This window comes from Nocardioides sp. (genome assembly GCF_964229035.1).
Classification (GTDB): Bacteria; Actinomycetota; Actinomycetes; order Propionibacteriales; family Nocardioidaceae; genus Nocardioides.
In genome coordinates, this window is sequence record NZ_CAXRAZ010000058.1 from 1 (window position 1) to 21,515 (window position 21,515).

At 71.7% G+C, this 21,515-nt stretch carries 21 protein-coding genes; 2 read left to right on the forward strand and 19 right to left on the reverse strand.

Features of this window, described 5'->3' with window-relative positions:
* Nucleotides 1-128: 128 nt before the first annotated feature.
* Together ACERUN_RS17510 and ACERUN_RS17515 are read right to left on the reverse strand one after the other, a co-directional pair.
* Entirely contained in the window at nt 129-2,087 is a 1,959-nt protein-coding gene (locus ACERUN_RS17510) for a protein meaA (protein WP_370291353.1), read from the reverse strand.
* A gap of 90 nt (nt 2,088-2,177) precedes the next feature.
* Entirely contained in the window at nt 2,178-2,570 is a 393-nt protein-coding gene (locus ACERUN_RS17515) for an STAS domain-containing protein (protein WP_370291354.1), read from the reverse strand.
* 140 nt (nt 2,571-2,710) lie between these two features.
* On the opposite strand from ACERUN_RS17515, the gene ACERUN_RS17520 reads away from it, so the two are divergent.
* Nucleotides 2,711-3,286, forward strand: coding sequence for a cob(I)yrinic acid a,c-diamide adenosyltransferase (locus tag ACERUN_RS17520; protein WP_370291356.1), 576 nt, complete (start codon nt 2,711-2,713; stop codon nt 3,284-3,286).
* A gap of 88 nt (nt 3,287-3,374) precedes the next feature.
* Nucleotides 3,375-6,614, forward strand: a complete 3,240-nt coding sequence (locus ACERUN_RS17525; RefSeq protein ID WP_370291358.1) for an SNF2-related protein — start codon at nt 3,375-3,377, stop codon at nt 6,612-6,614.
* 25 nt (nt 6,615-6,639) lie between these two features.
* Here the strand turns inward: ACERUN_RS17525 and ACERUN_RS17530 are convergent, their stop codons facing one another.
* The 17 genes from ACERUN_RS17530 to rho all read right to left on the reverse strand — a co-directional run bounded on the left by ACERUN_RS17530 (nt 6,640) and on the right by rho (nt 21,430).
* Entirely contained in the window at nt 6,640-7,080 is a 441-nt protein-coding gene (locus ACERUN_RS17530) for a DUF2550 domain-containing protein (protein ID WP_370291359.1), read from the reverse strand.
* Nucleotides 7,081-7,087: 7 nt separating this feature from the next.
* A complete protein-coding gene (locus ACERUN_RS17535; protein WP_370291360.1) occupies nt 7,088-7,492 on the reverse strand; it encodes a F0F1 ATP synthase subunit epsilon in 405 nt (134 codons plus the stop codon).
* A gap of 2 nt (nt 7,493-7,494) precedes the next feature.
* Nucleotides 7,495-8,943 carry a F0F1 ATP synthase subunit beta gene (gene atpD / locus ACERUN_RS17540; RefSeq protein WP_370291361.1) on the reverse strand — a complete coding sequence of 483 codons (1,449 nt, stop codon included), beginning with the start codon at nt 8,941-8,943 and terminating at the stop codon, nt 7,495-7,497.
* Nucleotides 8,944-8,973: 30 nt separating this feature from the next.
* Nucleotides 8,974-9,888 (reverse strand): F0F1 ATP synthase subunit gamma, encoded by a 915-nt coding sequence (locus ACERUN_RS17545; protein WP_370291362.1) that lies wholly within the window; start codon nt 9,886-9,888, stop codon nt 8,974-8,976.
* Between the two features lie 6 nt (nt 9,889-9,894).
* Nucleotides 9,895-11,532: a F0F1 ATP synthase subunit alpha gene (gene atpA / locus ACERUN_RS17550; RefSeq protein ID WP_370291364.1), complete on the reverse strand. Its 1,638-nt coding sequence runs from the start codon at nt 11,530-11,532 to the stop codon at nt 9,895-9,897.
* A 79-nt stretch (nt 11,533-11,611) separates the two neighbouring features.
* The gene (locus ACERUN_RS17555) at nt 11,612-12,418 is read right to left on the reverse strand and encodes a F0F1 ATP synthase subunit delta (protein ID WP_370291365.1); all 807 of its coding nucleotides are present in this window, start codon (nt 12,416-12,418) and stop codon (nt 11,612-11,614) included.
* Nucleotides 12,418-12,975 carry a F0F1 ATP synthase subunit B gene (locus tag ACERUN_RS17560; protein ID WP_370291367.1) on the reverse strand — a complete coding sequence of 186 codons (558 nt, stop codon included), beginning with the start codon at nt 12,973-12,975 and terminating at the stop codon, nt 12,418-12,420. The genes ACERUN_RS17555 and ACERUN_RS17560 overlap by 1 nt, the downstream gene beginning before the upstream one ends.
* A 57-nt stretch (nt 12,976-13,032) precedes the next feature.
* The gene (atpE, locus tag ACERUN_RS17565) at nt 13,033-13,245 is read right to left on the reverse strand and encodes an ATP synthase F0 subunit C (protein WP_370291410.1); all 213 of its coding nucleotides are present in this window, start codon (nt 13,243-13,245) and stop codon (nt 13,033-13,035) included.
* 150 nt (nt 13,246-13,395) lie between these two features.
* A complete protein-coding gene (atpB, locus tag ACERUN_RS17570) occupies nt 13,396-14,193 on the reverse strand; it encodes a F0F1 ATP synthase subunit A (RefSeq protein WP_370291369.1) in 798 nt (265 codons plus the stop codon).
* A gap of 16 nt (nt 14,194-14,209) precedes the next feature.
* A complete protein-coding gene (locus ACERUN_RS17575) occupies nt 14,210-14,476 on the reverse strand; it encodes a hypothetical protein (protein WP_370291370.1) in 267 nt (88 codons plus the stop codon).
* A gap of 30 nt (nt 14,477-14,506) precedes the next feature.
* Nucleotides 14,507-14,977, reverse strand: coding sequence for a hypothetical protein (locus ACERUN_RS17580; protein ID WP_370291373.1), 471 nt, complete (start codon nt 14,975-14,977; stop codon nt 14,507-14,509).
* A gap of 68 nt (nt 14,978-15,045) precedes the next feature.
* Nucleotides 15,046-16,272, reverse strand: coding sequence for a glycosyltransferase family 4 protein (locus tag ACERUN_RS17585; protein ID WP_370291375.1), 1,227 nt, complete (start codon nt 16,270-16,272; stop codon nt 15,046-15,048).
* The gene (locus ACERUN_RS17590) at nt 16,265-17,038 is read right to left on the reverse strand and encodes an L-threonylcarbamoyladenylate synthase (protein ID WP_370291376.1); all 774 of its coding nucleotides are present in this window, start codon (nt 17,036-17,038) and stop codon (nt 16,265-16,267) included. The genes ACERUN_RS17585 and ACERUN_RS17590 overlap by 8 nt, the downstream gene beginning before the upstream one ends.
* Before the next feature lie 7 nt (nt 17,039-17,045).
* Nucleotides 17,046-17,969: a peptide chain release factor N(5)-glutamine methyltransferase gene (gene prmC, locus ACERUN_RS17595; RefSeq protein WP_370291377.1), complete on the reverse strand. Its 924-nt coding sequence runs from the start codon at nt 17,967-17,969 to the stop codon at nt 17,046-17,048.
* A 4-nt stretch (nt 17,970-17,973) separates the two neighbouring features.
* Nucleotides 17,974-19,047 (reverse strand): peptide chain release factor 1, encoded by a 1,074-nt coding sequence (prfA, locus tag ACERUN_RS17600; RefSeq protein ID WP_370291378.1) that lies wholly within the window; start codon nt 19,045-19,047, stop codon nt 17,974-17,976.
* A 138-nt stretch (nt 19,048-19,185) separates the two neighbouring features.
* Nucleotides 19,186-19,401, reverse strand: a complete 216-nt coding sequence (rpmE, locus tag ACERUN_RS17605) for a 50S ribosomal protein L31 (protein WP_370291379.1) — start codon at nt 19,399-19,401, stop codon at nt 19,186-19,188.
* A 70-nt stretch (nt 19,402-19,471) separates the two neighbouring features.
* Entirely contained in the window at nt 19,472-21,430 is a 1,959-nt protein-coding gene (rho, locus tag ACERUN_RS17610; RefSeq protein WP_370291380.1) for a transcription termination factor Rho, read from the reverse strand.
* Nucleotides 21,431-21,515 lie beyond the last annotated feature (85 nt).

The window sequence follows — 21,515 nt, forward strand, 5'->3', positions numbered from 1 at the left end:
GGGCGACCGCCGCCCCGCCTGTGGGGGGGGGGCGTTCGCGAGGCGCCGGGTCAGTCGAGCCCGTTGGCCTTGCGGATCACCTGGACGATGCCGCCCATGATCTCGGTGAGGCCGAAGTCCTTGGGCGTTTAGACGGCGGCGACGCCGAGCTCGGTCAGTCGCTTGCCGTCGGAGTCGGGGATGATGCCGCCGACGATCACCGGCACGTCACCCATGCCGGCGGCCTTCAGCCCCTCGAGGACGGCGGGCACGAGCTCCATGTGCGAGCCCGAGAGGATCGACAGGCCGACGCAGTGGACGTCCTCCGACACCGCAGCGGCCACGATCTGCTCGGGCGTCAGGCGGATGCCCTGGTAGATGACCTCGAAGCCGGCGTCGCGGGCGCGCACGGCCACCTGCTCGGCGCCGTTGGAGTGGCCGTCGAGGCCTGGCTTGCCGACGAGGAGGCGCAGGCGACCGCCGAGCTCGTCGCCGGTGGCCTTGACCTGCTCGCGCACAGCGGTGAGCTCGGCGCCGGCCTCGGCCACGCCGACCGCACCGGCGACGCCGGTGGGGGCGCGGAACTCGCCGAACACCTCGCGCAGCACACCGGCCCACTCGCCGGTCGTGGCGCCGGCGCGGGCGGCGGCCAGGGTGGCGTGCATGAGGTTGGTGCCGGTCTTGGCGTCCTCGGCGAGGCGGGCCAGTGCGGCGTCCACGGCCGTCTGGTCGCGCTGGGCCTTCCACGCCTCGACCGAGGCGAGCGCGGCCTGCTCGGCGGCCGGGTCGGCCACCTGGATCGCGCCGTCGAGGTCGGCGGTGAGCGGGCTGGGCTCGGTGGTGTCGAACTTGTTGACGCCGACGATGATCTCGTGACCGTCCTCGATCGCCGCACGGCGGCGGGCGTGGGAGGAGACGAGCTCCTGCTTCATGTAGCCCGAGTCGACAGCAGCGATCGCGCCGCCCATCGCCTGCACGCGGTCGATCTCGGCCTTGGCACCGGCGATGAGCTCGTCGACCTTGGCCTGGATGACGGGCGAGCCGTCGAAGATGTCGTCGTACTCGAGCAGGTCGGACTCGAAGGCGAGCACCTGCTGCAGGCGCAGCGACCACTGCTGGTCCCACGGGCGCGGCAGGCCGAGGGCCTCGTTCCACGCCGGCAGCTGGACGGCGCGGGCGCGGGCGCCCTTGCTGAGCGTGACGGCCAGCATCTCGAGCACGATGCGCTGCACGTTGTTCTCAGGCTGGGCCTCGGTGAGACCGAGGCTGTTGACCTGCACGCCGTAGCGGAAGCGGCGCATCTTGGGGTCCTGCACGCCGTAGCGCTCGCGCGTGATCTCGTCCCACAGCTCCACGAAGGCGCGCATCTTGCACATCTCCTCGACGAAGCGCACGCCGGCGTTGACGAAGAAGGAGATGCGGCCGACGACCTTCTCGAAGTCCTCGTCGCCGACCTGGCCCGAGGCCTTGACCTGGTCGAGCACCGCGATCGCCGTGCACATCGCGTAGGCGATCTCCTGCACCGGCGTGGCGCCCGCCTCCTGCAGGTGGTAGCTGCAGATGTTGATCGGGTTCCACTTCGGGATCTGGTGGACCGTGTAGGCGATCATGTCGGCGATGAGCCGCAGGGAGTGCTCGGGCGGGAACACGTAGGTGCCCCGCGAGAGGTACTCCTTGATGATGTCGTTCTGGGTTGTGCCGGCCAGCTGGGCGGCGACCTCGGCGGGGTCGAGGTCGGGGTTCTGCTCCTCGGCGGCCACCTGGTAGAGCGCGAGCAGCCACATCGCGGTGGCGTTGATCGTCATCGAGGTGTTCATCTCGGTGAGCGGGATCTCACTGAAGAGCTTGCGCATCTCCCCCAGGTGCGGCACCGGCACGCCGACCTTGCCGACCTCGCCGCGCGAGAGCGGGCTGTCGGGGTCGTAGCCCGTCTGGGTCGGCAGGTCGAAGGCGACCGAGAGGCCGGTCTGGCCCTTCGCGAGGTTGGTGCGGTAGAGCGCGTTCGACGCCTCGGCGGTGGAGTGGCCGGCGTAGGTGCGCATCACCCACGGGCGGTCCTTCACACGCGGGGTGTTCTCCGGCGCGGCAGCGTCAGGCGAGGTCGTCATAGTGCGAAGCGTAAAGCGCTGGCTACCAGTTGGTAACCGGGTCCGATGTGTGGTTCTCCACAGCGACCCCTTCGCCAACCGACGAGAGGCTCACGCGGGCTGGGCCTCGCGCTCCACCTCGACCACGCGGATGAGGCGGGTGAGGTGCAGCATGCGACGCACGGCCGGCGGCGAGGCCCGCAGCACCAGGCGCACGCCGCGCCCGCGGGCGGCGCGGGTCGCCGCGGCCAACACCTTGAGCGCGGTGGCGTCGACGGACGTGACGTCGGAGAGGTCCACGAGCACCACGCCGCCGTCGTCCGCACGCCGCACCAGTTCGTGGACGACGGCCCGCACCGCCTCGGTGCTGCGCACGTCGAGGTCGCCGGCGAGCACCACCACGGCGTCGCCGACCAGCACGGTGAGCGCTGCGCGAGGCTGGGCTGCGGACGCTTCGGAGGGCGCAGCGGCGGGCACGGTGGGCTGCGGTGCGACACGGAGCATGGGGGACCTCCCGAGCAGCGGGGTGCGGCCGGCCCACGCCGACCCCGGGTCACCCCTCACCCACTCAGACGCGCCGGTACCCCGATCGGTTGCATCGAGACGCGAGATTCTTCGCGAGGGGCGTCGTCTACCCTCGGCGCATGGTCAACCTGACGCGCATCTACACCCGCACCGGCGATGCCGGCGAGACCCGCCTGGGCGACATGAGCGTCACCACCAAGACCGACCTGCGCCTGCGCGCCTACGCCGACGTCGACGAGGCCAACGCCCACCTCGGCGTGGCGGTGGCCACCGGCGGCCTGGACGACGACGTGGTCGCCGTCCTCACCCACGTGCAGAACGACCTGTTCGACGTCGGCGCCGACTTCTGCACCCCGGTGGTGGAGAACCCCGAGTTCCCGCCGCTGCGCATCGAGCAGGAGTACGTCGACCGCCTCGAGGCCTGGTGCGACTCCTACAACGCCGACCTGCCGGCCCTGCGCTCGTTCATCATCAACGGCGGCACCGCCGGCGCCGCCCACCTGCACGTGGCCCGTACCGTCGTGCGCCGCGCGGAGCGCTCGGCCTGGGCGGCGTGGGAGGTGCACCACGAGTCGATGAACAAGATCGCGATCACCTACCTCAACCGACTCTCCGACCTCGTCTTCATCCTCGCCCGGCACGCGAACCGCGAGAAGGGCGACGTGCTCTGGGTGCCGGGCGGCGAGCGCGGCTGACGCCGACTCCGCGACGGGGCGCGGCGCCGATCGGGCCTGGGGACAGGCGCGTCGCAGGCTCGGACCCGCGTGCCACCATGGCCGGACCGTGAACGTCCTCTCCCATCTCGACGACTCCTTCCTGGCCCGCCACTTCGACGCCGGGACGCTCCAGCGCGCGCGCGAGGTCGTGGACCTCGGCTGCGTCGGGCGCCCCGAGATCGTCACGCTCACCAGCGCCAGCGTCACCGCCACCGCCGAGGTGCGAGGAACGCGACCCGAGCCCTACCAGGTGCAGCTGCACGCCGAGGCCCCGAGCGAGGGGTACGCGGGTTGGCTGTTCTCGGTGTGCACCTGCCCGGTCGGCGCCTCCTGCAAGCACGGGGCGGCACTCGCCCTCACCCTCGGTCGCACCTTCGGCGGGCGCACCTCGTCGGCGGGCAGCGGCTGGCGCCGCACGCTCGAGCGGGTGGTGGGCGAGCTCGAGAAGCAGCGACCCCAGGAGCGGCCGCGCGTGCCCCTCGCGCTGGAGATCTCGCTCTCCGCGCCGCGCGCCGGTCGCGGCTCCCTGGGCGCCAGCGTGCACCTGCGACCTCTGCGCCAGGGCACCAACAAGCCATGGGTCCGCTCCGGCGTCGAGTGGAGCGACTTCGCCGGCGCTGCGCCGCCGTCCTCCTATCCGCGCGAGCAGGGCGAGGCGCTCGGCGTGCTCCAGCGGCTCTGGGCCCGCCACCGCGCCTACGCCTACGCCGGAGTGCCGCCCTCGATCGAGGAGTTCGGCGACCGCGTGGTGCCCGCCCTGCGGGAGGCGGTCGAGTCCGGCGTCGCCCTCGTGGCCGGGCCCGGCGTCAAGGAGGTGGCACTGCACGACACCGACGCGCAGGTGCACCTCGACCTGCACGCCGCCGAGCGCGGTGCGGCCACCCGGGTGCGGGCCACGGTGGTGCTCGGCGAGCGCTCGTGGTCGGGCGACGACGTCGTGATGATCGGCTCCCCCGCCCACAGCGTGGCGCTGCGCGACGGCGACTCGCTCGTGCTCGCCCACCTCGAGGCGGTGATGCCCACGGCGGTCCGGCACCTCGTGGCGGGTCCGGAGCTCGAGGTGCCTGCCGACGAGGTCGACGACCTCCGCGCCCTCCTGCGACCACTCCAGCAGCACCTGGTGCTGGAGTCCTCCGACAGCAGCGTCGCGCTGCCCGCTCCCCTGCGCCCGCTGCTCGTGCTCACCGTCACCTGGCGCAGTGCCACGCGGGCCTCGCTCGCCTGGCACTGGCAGTACGTCGAGGCGCCGTCCGACGACGACGCCGATCCCGCTTGGCCCGCCACCTCGGCGCCCCGCGACCCCGCACTGCGCTGCGAGCTCGACGAGCGCGATCGCCTCGGTGGTGTGCGCGACGGCGCGGCCGAGCAGGAGATCCGCGCGCGCGTCCCGGCACCCCTCCTCCGCGCCCGCACCGTGGACGACGGCGACGCGCTGACCCTCGCCGTCCACGACCTGCCGCACCTGCGCACCCTGGCCGACGTCGAGGTCGAGGAGGTCGAGCGGCCCGACTTCCGCGAGGCCGAGGGCGCCCCGGAGATCAGCTTCGAGCTGGTCGAGGCCGAGGGCGATGCGCCCACCGACTGGCTCGACCTCGCGGTCACCATCACCGTCGACGGCGAGCCCATCGGGCTGCCCGACGTGCTCGCCGCCCTCACGCTCGGGGCCGACTTCCTCGTGCTGCCCAGCGGTCTCTACGTGAGTACCGACCGCCCCGAGCTCGACCGCCTGCGCGAGGTCGTCGCCGCAGCGGCCGAGATCCACGAGCGCACCGGCGACCGCATCGGGGTGGGCCGCCAGGACCTCGGTCTGTGGGCGCAGCTGCAGGAGGCCGGCGTCGTCGACGAGCAGGTCGCCACGTGGGTGCAGCGCGCGATCGCACTGCGCGACCTCGTCGACCTGCCGCGCCCCGAACCCCGTGGCCTCGCCACCGATCTGCGCAGCTACCAGCGCGACGGCTTCTGGTGGCTCGCCTTCCTATGGCAGCACGGACTCGGTGGGATCCTCGCCGACGACATGGGCCTCGGCAAGACCCTCCAGGTGCTCGCCCTCATCGCGCACGCACGGAGCGAGCGGCCCACGGACGCCCCGTTCCTCGTGGTCGCCCCCACCAGCGTGGTCACCGCCTGGGCGGCCGAGGCGCGGCGCCACGCGCCCGGCCTGCGCGTCGCCGTGGCCGCCCGCCGCGACGACGACATCGCGGCACTGGCCGCCGGGCACGACGTCGTGGTCACCACCTACACCCTGCTCCGGCTCGCCCAGAGCGCCTACACCGACCTCGACTGGTCGGGTCTCGTCCTCGACGAGGCCCAGCAGGTCAAGAACCACCGCAGCAAGACCTACGTCGCCGCGCGCTCGGTCCGCGCCGACTTCCGCCTCGCGGTCACCGGCACCCCCTTCGAGAACAGGCTCGGCGAGCTGTGGTCACTGCTCTCGATCACCGTGCCCGGCCTCTACCCGCGGCCCAAGGACTTCGTGGAACGGGTGGTCCGACCGGTCGAGCGGGGCGACGCGGTGGTGCTGGAGCGGTTCCGGCGCCGACTGCGGCCCTTCCTGCTGCGCCGCACCAAGGAGCTCGTCGCCGCCGACCTCCCCGCCAAGCAGGAGCAGGTGCTCGAGGTCGTCCTGTCGCCCAAGCACCGACGCATCTACGACGCCCACCTCGCCCGCGAACGCCAGCGCCTGCTCGGTCTGGTCGCCGACCTCGACCGCAACCGGGTCGCCGTCCTCAGCGCGCTGACGACGCTGCGCCAGCTCGCGCTCGACCCCGCCCTGGTTGACGCCGAGCACGACGGCGTCGGGTCGGCCAAGCTCGACGTCCTCGTCGACCAGCTGGTGGAGCTGGCCGCCGAGGGGCACCGCGCGCTCGTCTTCAGCCAGTTCACGCGCTTCCTCACCCGGGTGCGCGACCGGCTGGTCGAGGAGGGCATCACGCCCGCCTACCTCGACGGCTCCACGCGCGACCGCGCCGGCGCCATCGACAGCTTCCGCGCCGGTGGCGCCCCCGTCTTCCTGATCTCGCTCAAGGCGGGTGGCACCGGGCTCACGCTCACCGAGGCCGACTACGTCTTCGTGCTCGACCCGTGGTGGAACCCCGCGGCCGAGGCGCAGGCGGTCGACCGCGCCCACCGCATCGGGCAGACCCGCAGCGTGCACGTGTACCGCCTCGTCGCCACCGACACGATCGAGCAGAAGGTGATGCAGCTCAAGGCCCGCAAGGCCGAGCTCTTCGCCAAGGTCGTCGACGGCGACGGCGCCATGGCCTCCTCCATCAGCGCCGATGACCTGAGGGCGCTCTTCGAGGAGTGAGACCCGCGCGGGGCCCGCGTGGATCTCAGCGGTTCCAGTCGGTGCCGGGCGGCTGCGCCTCGAGCCAGGCCTGGAAGCCGGTGAGACTGGAGTCGCTCATCGCGAGCTCGACCGGACCGGCGGGCGAGGTGCAGGTGATGACCAGGTGGTCGGGGTAGAGCGAGGCCTGCTCGGCGCCGACCGGGTCGCGGCGCCCGTCGAAGGCCAGCGTGGCACGCGACCACGCTCGCTTGGGCCGCGGGGAGAGGGAGAACACCCGGAACCACTCGAGGTCCTCACCCGAGTAGCGCCCCAGCCCCAGCACCCACCCGCGGTCGGAGGCACGCCCGGGGAGCCGATGGCTCAGCTCGAACGTGCCTCCGTGCCGGGAGAGCAGACGGCGCCGGACGACGAGTCCGGCGCCGTACAGCACGAGCAGGAGCAGCGCGACGCCGGCAGCGTCGAGCACCCATGCCCACCATGCCATTCGCGGTTCAGGCCACCTTCTCCGCAGCGCGGATGCGAGCCTCGGCGTGACGCAGGCGCTGCTCGGCGCCGTTGCCGGAGTCGATCAGGCGCTCGGCCTCCTCGCGGTCGATGCGCGCCTGGTCGAGCTCGATGTCCTCGGCCCGCTCGATGCGCTCGGCCAGGATCGAGACCCGGTCGTCGGCCACCGAGATGAAGCCGCCGTCGACGGCCGCGACGAACACCTCGTCGCGGCCCCCGACCTGGATCTCGACCACGGAGGCCGAGAGCAGCGACAGCGTGGGAGCGTGACCGCGCAGCACACCGAGGTCGCCCTCGAGCGTGCGGGCGATGACCATCGAGGCCTCGCCCGACCACACCGTGCGGTCGGCGGCGACCAGCTCGACGTGGAGGTACTCGGACGTCTCGGCCATGGTCAGAGGCTCTTCTGGATGTCGGCCCAGTTGCGCTCGACGTCGTCCAGGCCACCGCACATGAAGAACGCCTGCTCGGCGACGTGGTCGTACTCGCCGTCCGCGATCTTGTTGAACGCCTCGATGGTGTCGGCCACCGGGACGGTCGAACCCTCGATGCCGGTGAACTGCTTGGCCACGTAGGTGTTCTGCGACAGGAAGCGCTGGATGCGGCGAGCGCGCGAGACGATCACCTTGTCCTCCTCGGGGAGCTCGTCGACACCGAGGATCGCGATGATGTCCTGGAGCTCCTTGTTGCGCTGGAGGATCTGCTTGACGCGGATCGCGCAGTCGTAGTGGGCCTGGCCGATGTACTGCGGGTCGAGGATCCGCGAGGTCGAGGTCAGGGGGTCCACCGCCGGGTAGATGCCGAGCGAGGCGATCTCTCGCGAGAGCTCGGGGGTGGCGTCGAGGTGCGCGAAGGTCGTGGCCGGCGCGGGGTCGGTGTAGTCGTCCGCGGGCACGTAGATGGCCTGCATCGAGGTGATCGAACGACCGCGGGTCGAGGTGATGCGCTCCTGGAGCAGACCCATCTCGTCAGCCAGGTTGGGCTGGTAACCCACGGCCGACGGCATGCGGCCGAGCAGCGTGGAGACCTCGGAACCCGCCTGGGTGAAGCGGAAGATGTTGTCGATGAAGAGCAGCACGTCCTGGTTCTGCACGTCGCGGAAGTACTCCGCCATCGTCAGCGCCGAGAGGGCCACCCGCAGACGCGTGCCCGGCGGCTCGTCCATCTGACCGAACACGAGCGCGACCTTGTCGAACACGCCGGCGTCCTTCATCTCCTCGATGAGGTCGTTGCCCTCACGGGTGCGCTCGCCGACACCGGCGAACACCGACACACCACCGTGGTTCTTCGCCACGCGGGCGATCATCTCCTGGATGAGTACGGTCTTGCCCACACCGGCACCACCGAACAGACCGATCTTTCCACCGGTCACGTAGGGGGTGAGGAGGTCGATGACCTTGATGCCCGTCTCGAACATCTGGGTCTTGGACTCGAGCTGGTCGAAGGCCGGGGCCTTGCGATGGATTCCCCAGCGCTCGTTGACCTCGACGCTCTCGCCACCCTCGAGGTTGAGGAAGTCGCCGGTGGCGTTGAAGACGCGGCCGAGCGTGACGTCGCCGACCGGCACGGCGATCGGGCCGCCGGTGTCGGTGACGCTCTGACCGCGCACGAGGCCGTCGGTGGGCTTGAGCGAGATGGCGCGGACCATGCCGTCGCCGATGTGCTGGGCGACCTCGAGCGGGAGCAGGGTGCTCTCACCCTCGAGGGTCACCTCGGCCTCGAGCTTGTTGTAGATCTCGGGCATCGCGTCGGTGGGGAACTCGACGTCGACGACCGGGCCGATGACGCGCGCGATCCGACCCACCGTCGTCTGGGTTGCAGTCTCTTCTGCGAAGGCAGTCATTTCTTACTCCGTTGGTCCGATGGGTTCGGGTCAGTCGTTGGCGGCCTGAGCGTCGGCCAGCGCGTTGACGCCACCGACGATCTCGCTGATCTCCTGGGTGATGCCGGCCTGGCGCGCCTGGTTGGCGATCCGGGTGAGCTTCTTGATCAGCTCGTCGGCGTTGTCCGTGGCCGCCTTCATCGCCCGCTGGCGGGCGGCGAGCTCGGAGGCCGCCGACTGCAGCAGGCAGTAGAAGATCCGGCTCTGGACGTACTGCGGCAGCAGCCCGTCGAGCACCTGCTCGGCCGAGGGCTCGAACTCGTAGAGCGGCAGCAGCTCGTCGGTGGACGGCGCCTCGGCGCCCTCCACGACCTCGAGCGGCAGCAGCCGCACGGCGGTCGGCTCCTGGGTGATCATCGAGCGGAACCGGGTGTAGACCAGGTGCACCTCGTCGACGTCACCCTCCTCACCCTGCTGCTTGAGGAAGCTTGCGATGAGGGTCGAGCCGATCTCGGCCGCGACGTCGTAGGTCGGCTGGTCGGAGAACCCCGTCCAGGCCTGAACGTACGAGCGCCCGCGGAAGCGGAAGTACGCCTCCGCCTTGCGGCCGGTCAGGTAGTAGTCGATCTCCTTGCCCTCGTCGCGCAGACGCTCGGCGAGACGATCGGCCTCCTTCAGCACGCTCGCGGAGTAGGCGCCGGCCAGACCGCGGTCGCTGGTGATGATCAGCACCGCCGCCCGGCGCGGGTTCTCCTCCTCGCGCGTCAGCGGGTGGTCGACGTTGGAGTACGTCGCCACGGCGGAGACCGCACGGGTGAGCTCCCGTGCGTACGGCGCCGCGGCGGCAGCACGCTGCTGCGCCTTGGCGATCCGGGACGCAGCGACGAGCTCCATGGCGCGCGTGATCTTCTTCATCGACTCCGTCGACTTGATCCGCGCGCGGTACTCACGCAGCGATACGGCCATGTGGGATCAGCCCCGCTTCTGCTTGACGATCTGCTCCTGCTCGAGCTCGTCGTCGGCCAGCGCCTCGGCCTCGGCCTCGTGGCCCGGCTTGATGCTGCCCCCCGAGGAGGTCTCGAACTGGTTCAGGAAGGAGTCGTAGGCGCCGACCAGGCCGGCCTCGTCCTCGAACTTCTGGCTCTCGCGGATCGCCGACAGCAGTCCGGCGTGCGAGCGGCGCAGGTAGTCGAGGAACTCGGACTCGAAGCGCAGCACGTCGCCGGTGTCGACCTTGTCGAGGCGACCGCTGGTGCCGAGCCACAGCGACACGGTCATCTCCTCGAGCGGGTACGGCGAGTAGGCCGGCTGCTTGAGGAGGGCCATGAGGCGCTGGCCGCGGGCGAGCTGCTGCTTGGAGGCGGCGTCGAGGTCGGAGGCGAACATGGCGAACGCCTCCATCGCGCGGTACTGCGCGAGGTCGACCTTGAGCGAGCCGGTGACGGCCTTCATCGCCTTGGTCATCGCCGCGCCGCCGACGCGCGAGACCGAGATGCCGACGTCGATGGCCGGGCGCTGGTTGGCCGCGAACAGGTCGGACTGGAGGAAGATCTGGCCGTCGGTGATCGAGATGACGTTGGTCGGGATGAACGCCGAGACGTCGTTGGCCTTGGTCTCGATGATCGGCAGACCCGTCATCGAGCCGGCGCCGAGCTCGTCGGAGAGCTTCGCGCAGCGCTCGAGCAGGCGGCTGTGCAGGTAGAAGACGTCACCCGGGTAGGCCTCACGGCCCGGCGGGCGACGCAGCAGCAGCGACACCGCGCGGTAGGCCTCGGCCTGCTTGGTGAGGTCGTCGAAGACGATGAGGACGTGCTTGCCGGCGTACATCCAGTGCTGGCCGATGGCCGAGCCGGTGTAGGGGGCGAGGTACTTGAAGCCGGCGCTGTCGGAGGCGGGCGCCGCGACGATGGTGGTGTACTCCAGCGCACCGGCCTCCTCGAGGGCGCCGCGCACCGAGGCGATGGTCGAGCCCTTCTGACCGATCGCGACGTAGATGCAGCGCACCTGCTTGGAGGGGTCGCCCGACTCCCAGTTCTGCTTCTGGTTGATGATCGTGTCGATCGCGACCGTGGTCTTGCCGGTGGCGCGGTCGCCGATGATGAGCTGGCGCTGGCCGCGGCCGATGGGCGTCATGGCGTCGATCGCCTTGATGCCGGTGGCCAGGGGCTCGTGCACCGACTTGCGGGCCATCACGCCGGGGGCCTGCAGCTCGAGGGCGCGGCGGCCGTCGGTGGCGAGCTCGCCCAGACCGTCGATGGGGCGACCGAGCGGGTCGACCACGCGGCCGAGGTAGCCCTCGCCCACGGGGACCGAGAGGATCTCGCCGGTGCGACGCACCGACTGCCCCTCCTCGATCTTGTCGAAGTCACCGAGGATGACGACACCGATCTCGCGCTCCTCGAGGTTGAGGGCGATACCGAGGGTGCCGTCCTCGAACTCGAGCAGCTCGTTGGCCATGGCCGAGGGCAGGCCGCTCACGCGGGCGATGCCGTCGCCGGCGGAGGCCACCGTGCCGACCTCCTCCTTGCTCGCCGCGGCGGGCTGGAAGTCGGAGACGTACTTGGCGAGGGCGTCGCGGATCTCGTCCGGACGGATGGAGAGTTCCGTCATCTGAAGGTGCCTCTTCTCTTCGTTGCTGCTGTGAAGTCGTGGGTGGGGCGTGACCGAGGGCGACGCTGCTGCGCGCTGCTCAGCCGGCGATCTTGCGGCGGGCGTCGTCGAGACGGCTGGCGACGGTGCCGTCGATCACATCGTCGCCGATCTCGACCCGGATGCCGCCGAGGACCGCGGGGTCGACGACGACGTTGAGGTGCACCGGGCGGCCGTACTGGCTGCTCAGCGCGGATGCGAGGCGCTGCTCGTCGGCCTCCGAGAGCGGGGCGGCCACGTGCACCGTGGCGACGCCCTGGCCGCGCACGTCGGCGGCGACCGACTCGTACTCCTCGAGCGCGACCACGATCGTGCGGTGCGAGCCGCTGATCGCCTGGCGCACGAGCTGCACGGTCGCGTCGAGCGCCTTGCCGGACAGCAGGCCCGAGACGAGCGCCGACTTGTCGGCGTTCGACCGGACCGGGTCCGACAGCGCGTTGCGCAGGTCGGAGTGCTCGGTAACCGTGCGACGAACCGCGAAGAGCTCGTCGACCAGGCGGTCGACCTCCTCGCCGGCACTGCGCACGGCGGCGATCACGCCGGCCTGCTCGAGAGCGTCCGCGAGGTCGCGCGAGCGGGTCCAGCGTCGAGACGCCGCCACACCGAGGACGTCGAGGGCTCCGGCGCCGACCTTGCCCGAGAAGACGTCGCGGACGACGCCCTGCCGGGCCTCGGATGCGACCGACTGATCGGTCGCGAAGCGCCGGAGGGTGCCCTCGCCGCGCAGGGTCTGCGCCGCAGCGAAGAGGTCGTCCGCCGTAGCGGCGGCCTCGGCCTGCGGCACAGCGCCCACGCGGTCGGCGACGGCCGCGTAGCCGTCGGCGGAGGCGCCGCGGAAGGACACCATCAGGCGTTCCTCCCCGCGGCGTCAGCCGTCTCGAGGTCGGCGAGGAAGCGCTCGACCACGCGCGAGGAACGCGCGTCGTCCTCGAGCGACTCGCCCACGATGCGGCCGGCGAGGCCGGTCGCGAGGGTGCCGACCTCGGCCCGGAGCGAGGTGACCGCCTGCTGGCGCTCGGCCTCGATCTGGGTCTTGCCGTGCTCGACGATGCGCGAGGCCTCGGCCTGGGCCTGCTCGCGCATCTCGGCGATGATTGCCGCACCCTGCTCGCGCGCCTCCTCACGGATGCGCGCGGCCTCGTGACGGGCCTCGGCGAGCTGCTGCTCGAGCTCGGCGAGCTTCGCGTCGGCCTCGGCCTGCTTGGTCTGGGCCGCGGCGATACCGCCCTCGATCGCCTGCGTGCGCTCGGCGAACGTCTTCTCGAAGTTCGGGACGACGAACTTCTTGACGGCGAAGAAGAGGATCGCGAACACCACGAGGGAGATCGCGATCTCCTCGAGGTGCGGGACGAGGGGGTTGAGCTCTTCCCCCTCCCCCGCGGCGAGGATCACCAGTGAATTCATGGACCTGACCTTGTCGATCTACGTGGGCAGCGGTGGGTGCGGACGAACCGGTCCGGCTCAGGCGCCGGTGAGGACGAACGCGAGGGCGATGCCGATGATGGCGAGCGCCTCGGCGAGCGCGAAGCCGAGGATCGCGATCGACTGCAGGCGGCTCTGGGCCTCGGGCTGGCGAGCCACGCCGTTGATGTACGCGGCGAAGATCAGGCCGATGGCGATACCCGGACCGACGGCGGCCAGGCCGTAGCCGATCATGTTGAGCGAGCCGCTCATCTGTCCCTCGATAGCCAGTGCGTTCACGGCCGTTTTCCTTTCGGTTTGTTTTCACTTGCAGCTGTGGTCGGTGGTGGTACCGGCGGGCCCGGGGGCCGCGCTGTGGTGCCGGGTGGTGCGGTGATGCTGGTGGAGCGGGTGGGACGTGGATCAGTGCTCGTCGGCGAGCGCGCCCTGGATGTACATCGCGTTCAGCAGGACGAAGACGTAGGCCTGGAGGAACTGCACCAGGAGCTCGAGGAAGCTGATCGCGATCGCGAGGATCCAGGCCACGGGGCCGGCGACGTAACCGATGCCGCCGTTCTCGATGAGGTACAGACCGCCGGTGGCGAAGAGGACCAGCAGGATGTGGCCGGCGAACATGTTCGCGAACAGACGCAGGGCGAGGGTGACGGGGCGCACCAGGATGTTGGAGAAGAACTCCAGCGGCACCAGGAGCGGGTACATCACGGGGCTGACGCCGTGCGGCACGCACTGCAGCTTGAGGTAGCCGACCAGACCGTGCTTGCGGATGCCGACGGCGTTGTAGATCACCCAGGACAGGCCGGCCAGCGCGTAGGCCATGCCCGCGCGGCTGAAGGTCGGGAACTGGAAGAAGGGGATGGTCGCGAAGATGTTGTTGACCAGCACGAAGAAGAACAGCGCGAACAGGTACGGCACGTAGCGCACGAAGTCGTGGGCGCCGATGATGTCGCGGGCCACCGAGTTGCGCACGAAGTTGTAGGCGCCCTCACCTGCGAACTGGAGCTTGCTCGGCACGAGCGCGCGCTGGCGCGAGGCCAGGTAGAAGAAGCCGAACACCAGCACGGCCGCGATGACCAGCTGCAGCATCGGCTTCGTGACCGGGCTGCCGGCGATGCCGCCCAGCTCGAAGATTCCGGGGCCGGGCGCCTGGAAGGACTCACCGCTCCCTGCGGCTGCGATGGTGGCGCTGGCTGCGTGGATCACCAGGTCTCCTCTGCGTTCACTGCTCGTCGGTGGTCGTGCTGCTGGCGGGTGGTTCTGGCCGATCGCGTGGCTGCGGCGCCGGCTCGGAGGCTGTCGAGAACCGGGTGGCGGTGAGGTAGATCCCCAGCGCGGCACCGATCAGGATCCCGACGGCGACCAGGAAGGTGGTCCCGAGCCATCTGTCCGCGAGCCACCCCAGGACGCCGTAGAAAGCGACCCCGGCCACGACGTAGCCGAACGCATGCCACGGATCGCCCTTCGGAGACTCCTCGGGCTGACTCATTGCGCCCCGGACAATAGCAGTCGCCCCACCTCATCGCGCACCACCCTCGGAGCGGTCCCGGAGGGTGGTCGCACCCGTGCGGGCCGGGGTCGGCTCGAAGGCCGGGATCCTGGCCGTGGTGGCCACCCGGAGCTGCGTTGCGGTCCACACCAGGGCCCCGACGATGATCGCCGCGCCCAGCCAGGTGCGGTCGAGCTCGGCGCCCAGCAGGCCCGAGCGGTTGAGCACGACGAAGGCCAGCGCCATCACCACGACCTGGAAGGCGTAGGTGATGAGCGCGAACATCAGCGAGGCGGCGGGAGCGACGCGCGAGACGACGTCCACCGATCCCGCGCCGAGCGCGAAGACGCCCACCGCGAGCACTCCCCCGACTGCCGCTCCGCGCGCCGCCGAGGCGTCGTCCACGAGGGCGGCGAGAGCCACGAGGACCCCGGCGACGCCCGCAGCGACGGCTGCGGCGCGGCCCACCTGCGATCGGTGGGGGCGGGACTCGGTCGTCATCAGCGGCGGCCGTTCTCGTGTCGCGAACAGGGGTGCGAGGGCGGACCCTCAACAGTTCGTGAAAGTTATCACAAGGGGTTCGCGGGGTCCGAATCGGGGGTCCCGGGACGGCGCCCGGGACCCTCCTTCGAGGTCGGTCCGGCGTCCGGCACGCCGGCCTCCTCCACCCCGAACTCCGGGTGCGGGTTGTGGACGACGGGCAGCGCGAAGGTCAGCGCCACCGTGATCGCCAGGCTGAGCACGAGGCCGATCAGCACCGCCGGACCGGTGAAGATGCTCGCCACGACCACGCCGTAGGAGATGAGGCCGGCCCACAGCCACATGATCACCACCGCGCGCCGGTGCGAGTGGCCGATCTCGAGGAGCCGGTGGTGCAGGTGCTGCTTATCGGGGGCGAACGGTGAGCGCCCCGCCCGCGTGCGGCGCACGACGGCCAGCACCAGGTCGGTGAGCGGGACGATGAGGATGAGGATCGGCAGCGCCACGGGCAGCAGCACCGGGAGCAGGCTGGCGCGGGCGCCGTCCACGCCGCGGGTGAGGTCGCCGGGGGCGAACTGCGTGGTGATCGCGATGGCGGTGGCGGGCAGCACGAGGCCGATGAGCATCGACCCGCTGTCGCCCATGAACAGTCGCGCCGGGTGGAAGTTGTGCACCAGGAAGCCGGCGCAGGCGCCGGCGAGCGCGGCCGACAGCAGGGCGCCGGTACTGGCGCGCGTGACGTCGTTGAGGAACGACAGCGAGTAGCAGAACAGGAAGAACGCCGAGGCGCTGATGCCGATGACCCCGGCGGCCAGCCCGTCGAGGCCGTCGATGAAGTTGACCGCGTTGACGGTGGCCACGACCACGAAGGCGGTGAGCAGGGCGCGCTGACCGGAGTCCAGCGAGAACACCTGGTCGGGTGAGAGGTAGAAGTAGCTGAACTGGATGTTGGAGACGACCAGCACGCCGACGGCCAGCAGCTGGCCACCGAACTTGGTGAGGGCGTCGAGGTCGAGGATGTCGTCGATGACGCCGACCGCGCACACCAGCGTGCCGGCCAGCAGCACCGCCCTCGCGTCGTGGAAGACGAAGGTGGACTCCTGACCGAGGAAGGGCAGGCGCTGGGCCAGGAAGAAGGCCGCCCACAGCCCGCCCAGCATGGCGAGTCCCCCGAGGTACGGGATCGGGGCCGCGTGGACGTCGCGGTCGCGCACCTTCGCGACCGCGCCCGTGCGTACCGCGATCTCCCGCGCGACCACCGTCAGCAGGAACGTGACGGCCGCGGCGACGAGGAAGACGACGAGGTACTCACGCATCGCGCGGTCCGGGCTCCTCGGTGTCGCTCGGCGGCAGGTCGGTGGTCTTCGTCAGCGACGGGCGCGCGACCTCCGGCTCGTCCTCGACGGGCGGGTCGGGCTCGTCCTCACCCGTGTCGACGGTGAGGTCGTGCGCGGCGAGCACGGCGTCGAGGCGCTCGACGGGGATCGCACCGAGGCGCAGCAGCCGCGGCCGCTCGCCCGTGGCGTCGACGATGGTGGAGGCCACGCCGCCGGGCGAGGCTCCGGCGTCGATGACGGCGGCGACCACGTCGCCGAGCATCTCCACGGCCGCCTCGGCGTCGAGGGCGGCCGGCTGCCCGGTGAGGTTGGCGGAGCTGACCGCGAGCGGTCCGGTGCGATCCAGCAGCTCGCGGGTGAGCTCGTGGTCGGGCATGCGCACCGCGACGGTGCCCCGGGTGTCGCCGAGGTCCCACTGCAGCGAGGGCTGCTGGTGGCAGACCACGGTCAGGGCGCCGGGCCAGAACTCGCGCACGAGCGTGCCGACGTAGTCGGGCACCCGGCTGGCCAGGGCGTCCAACGTGCCGACGGTGCTCACGAGCACCGGGGGCGGCATCTCGCGCCCGCGGCCCTTGGCGGTGAGGAGGCGGCTGACGGCCTCGGGGTCGAAGGCATCGGCGGCCACGCCGTAGACGGTGTCGGTGGGGATCACCACGAGGCGGCCGCGACGCACTGCTCGCGTGGCGGTGTCGAGAGCGTTCTCGCGCTCCTCGTCGGACTCGGTCGGCAACAGCTCGGCGCTCACGGCGTCATCATCCCACCGCCGTGGCGGCGTCGACGCGCGACGTGCGGGCAGCACCGGCCGCGCGGGCCGTGAGGAAGCGCGGGCGTCCGGCCAGATCGCGGTGATCGCGCACCTGCTCCCACCGCCCGCTGGCGCTGAACAGCCCCGGAGCGGCCTCGCCCTGCACGTCGGCGTGCTCGACCCCGACCACGCCGCCGGGGCGCAGGAGCCGGGCCGCGCGCTGCTCGATGACGCGGATGGCGTCGAGGCCGTCGTCCCCGGAGAAGAGGGCGAGATGGGGGTCGTGGTCGCGGGCCTCGGCGGCCACGGACTCCCAGGCCTCGAGCGGCACGTAGGGCGGGTTGCTGACCACGACGTCGACTCGGCCGAGCAGGTCGTCGAAGGCGTCGCCGAGGTCGCCGTGGCGCAGGTCGACGCGCGCGCCCGCGGGCGTCTCGGCGAGGTTGCGCTCGGCCCAGGCGTGGGCGTCGGGGTCCAGCTCCACCGCGTGGACGACGGCCTGCGGCACCTCGGTGGCCACGCTGAGCGCGATCACCCCGGACCCGGTGCACAGGTCGACGACCGCGGGGCGGCCGCCGGCGTCGAAGATCGCCTGCGCGGCCTCGACGGCCCACCCCGCGAGGAGCTCGGTCTCGGGGCGGGGCACGAACACGCCCGGGCCGACGCCCACGCTCACGTGGCGGAACCACGCGCGTCCGAGCAGGTGCTGCAGCGGCTCGCGGGCCGCCCGGCGCGCGAGGAGCCGCTCGAAGGCGGCTACCGCGTCGCCCGCGACCTCGCCGTGCAGACCGAGCCGGGCCCGATCGGTGCCGAGCACGTGCGCGAGCAGCTCGCCGGCATCGTGCTCGGGGCTGGCCACGCCGGCCTCGGCGAGCACGCGGCCCGCCCCCGCCAGGAGGGCGCGGGCCGAGGCGGCGGGTGCGGCGTCCACGGCGTCAGTCCTCGAGGGCCGCGAGACGGGTGGCCAGGTCGGCCTCGACGCACGAGTCGAGCAGCGGCTGGATGTCGCCGTCGAGCACCTGGTCGAGGTTGTAGGCCTTGAAGCCGGTGCGGTGGTCGGAGATCCGGTTCTCCGGGAAGTTGTAGGTGCGGATGCGCTCGGAGCGGTCGACCGTGCGCACCTGGCTGCGGCGCGCATCGCTGGCCTCGGCGTCGGCGGCGTCCTGCGCCGCCTGCAGCAGGCGCGAGCGCAGGATGCGCAGGGCCTGCTCCTTGTTCTGCAGCTGGGACTTCTCGTTCTGGCAGCTGACGACGATGCCGGTGGGCACGTGCGTGATCCGCACGGCGGAGTCGGTGGTGTTCACGCTCTGCCCACCGGGCCCCGAGGAGCGGAAGACGTCGATGCGCAGGTCGGCGTCGTTGACCTCGACGTCGACCTGCTCGGCCTCCGGCGTCACGAGCACGCCGGCCGCCGAGGTGTGGATGCGGCCCTGCGACTCGGTGACGGGCACCCGCTGCACGCGGTGCACCCCGCCCTCGAACTTCAGCAGGGCATAGGGCGCCTGCCCGGGCTCGGGGCTGCCGGGAGCCTTGACCGCCACGGTCACGGACTTGTAGCCGCCGAGATCGGACACGGTCGCATCGAGCATCTCCACCTTCCACCCGCGACGCTCGGCGTAGCGGCTGTACATGCGGAGCAGGTCGCCGGCGAACAGCGCGCTCTCCTCGCCGCCCTCCCCCGACTTCACCTCGAGCAGGACGTCCTTGTCGTCGGCCGGGTCGCGCGGCACGAGCAGGCGGCGCAACCGCTCGGCGAGCTGCTCGCGTCGGGCCAGCTGCTCATCGACCTCCGCGGCGAAGGAGTCGTCGTCGGCCGCGAGCTCGCGCGCGGCCTCGGCGTCGTCGCCCGCCTGCTGCCAGTCGCGCCAGGTCGCGATGATGGCGTTCAGCTCGCTGTAGCGGCGGTTGAGGGTGCGCGCGAGGCGGGCGTCGGCGTGGGTCTCGGGCAGCGCCAGGCGCTCCTCGAGGTCGGCGTGCTCGCTGAGCATGCCTTCGACGGCCTCGAACACGGGTGGTCTCCTGCGGTGGTGCGCCGGCGGTCGGACGGCGCCGGCGGTGGGCTGCGGTGCGCGAGAGCGCACAGAGAGGGACGCAAATGCGAAGCGCCGGTCCGCCCCTGCTGGGATGGACCGGCGCTCCGGACGCCGCTACTTCTTGGCGGCCTTGGCGTAGCGGGCCTCGAAGCGGGCCACGCGGCCGCCGGTGTCGAGGATCTTCTGCTTGCCGGTGTAGAACGGGTGGCACTGCGAGCAGACGTCGGCGTGGATCGTGCCGGACGACGCAGTGCTGTGCGTGGTGAACGACGCGCCACAGGTGCAGGTGACCTGGGTGACGACGTAGTCGGGGTGGATGTCCTTCTTCATGGGGTGTCCTCTCAGGAGATGGGACCGGGTCGTTCGCGGATGCGGACGTGAACCGGGCCAGCAGATAAGTCTACGCCGTGCGCGCCGACATCAGGAATTCGACGTTGGACTGCGTGCGGCGCAGCTGGTCGAGCAGCACCTCGACCGGTGCACGTCCCGATTCCCCCGCCTGCTCGAGCAGGCGACGGCGCAGCTGCTCGAGCACCGCCAGCTCCTGCTCGGGGAGCAGGAGGTCCTCGCGACGCGTGCGGGAGGCGAGGACGTCGACCGCCGGGAAGACCCCGTGCTCGGCGAGCTCGCGACGCAGTCGCACGTGCAGGTTCGCCGTGCCGGTGAACTCCTCGAGGATCGCCTCGTCGAGCTTCGAGCCGGACTCGACCGTGGCGGTGGCCAGGATGGTCAGCGAGCCGCCGTTCTCGATGTTGCGCGCCGCCCCGAAGAAGCGCTTCGGCGGGTAGAGCGCCGCGGCGTCCACACCGCCCGGGAGGACGCGCCCGCTGGCGGGGGCGGTGAGGTTGTAGGCGCGCCCCAGGCCGGTGAGCCCGTCGAGCAGCACGACGACGTCGTGGCCCAGCTCGACCAGCCGCTTGGCCCGCTCGATCGCGAGCTCAGCCATCGTGGTGTGGTCGGTCGCCGGGCGGTCGAAGGTGCTGGCGATCACCTCGCCCTTGACCGCGCGGCGGTACTCGGTGACCTCCTCGGGACGCTCGTCGAGCAGCACCACCATGAGGTGGGTCTCCGGGCTGTTGGCCGTGACGGCGGCCGCCACGGCCTTGAGGAGCGTCGTCTTGCCGGCGCCGGCCGGCGAGAGGATCAGGCCGCGCTGGCCCTTGCCGACGGGCGCCACCAGATCGAGCACGCGCCCCACCAGGCCGGTGTCGCCGGCGCCCTCGCCGCTGACGTTCTCGAGACGCAGGCGCTCGGTCGGCGACACCGGCGTGAGCGTGTCGAAGTCGACGCGGTTGCGGGCCTGGTCGGGCTCGACCCCGTTGACGGTGTCGATGCGCACCATCGGGTTGAACTTCTCGCGGCGCTCGCCGTCGCGGGGCTGACGCACCTGACCGGTGACGGCATCGCCGCGACGCAGGCCGTAGCGACGCACCATCGACAGCGACAGGTACACGTCGTCCGCCCCGGCCAGGTATCCGCTGGTGCGCACGAAGGCGTAGTTGTCGAGGACGTCGAGGATGCCGGCCGCCGGCACCAGGACGTCGTCCTCGCGCACCTCGGTGTCGGGCTCGCGGCCCGCGCGGGCGGTGCGGTCGCGGTCACGGCCGCGGCGACGCCGGTTGCGACGACCGCCGCCCTCGCCGTCGCCGTCCTCGTCGTCGTGGTCGGGCTCGTGCTGGCCCTGCTTGTCGGCCTGCTTGTCGGCCTGCTTGTCCTGCTGGCGGTCCGGACGCTCGTCCTTCGGCCCCTGGTTGTTCTGGTTGCCGTTCTTGCCCTGCTGGCGCTCGGTCTTGCCCTGCTGGTTGCCCTGCTGGTTGGCCTGCTGGTTGCCCTGCTGGTTGCCGCGCTGGCGCTCCTGCCGGCGGCCCGAGCCGTCCTGCGCCGCGTCGCCCTCGCGCTGGTCCGACGTCGGGGCGGTCTTCCCAGCGGAGTTGTCGGCGGGCTTGTCGGCGGACTTCCGCCCGGCGGCGTCGGAGGCCTTCTCGGCAGGGGCATCGGCGGCGCTGTCGGTCGGCGAGGCCTCGGGCGCGGCCGGCGCGCCGCCGGAGCGCTGCGAACGGGTGCGCTGGCGCACCTGGGGGGCCGGCGCCGACTCGGCGGCCGCGAAGCCGCCGCCGTCGGTGGCGGGGGCCCCAGCCTTGGCGGCCTTGCTGGTCGGGGCGGCCGGGGCCGCCGGCTGCCCCGTCTGGGTGGATTGGGCAGCCTTGATGGCCTCGATGAGGTCGGCCTTCTTGAGGCTGCCAGCGCCACTGATGCCCATGCCCGCGGCCATCGCCTTGAGGTCGGCCAGGAGCATGGCGTTCAGCCCGCCGGCGCGCTTGCGCTGCGGCGCGGCAGGGCTGTCGGGGGTGTCGCTCACGTGAGTCCTTCCCACGTCGTCGCGTCCGCCCGGGCCACGAGGGCCGGGGGTCGGACTGGATCGGGCCGGGTGACCCGCGAGTGCG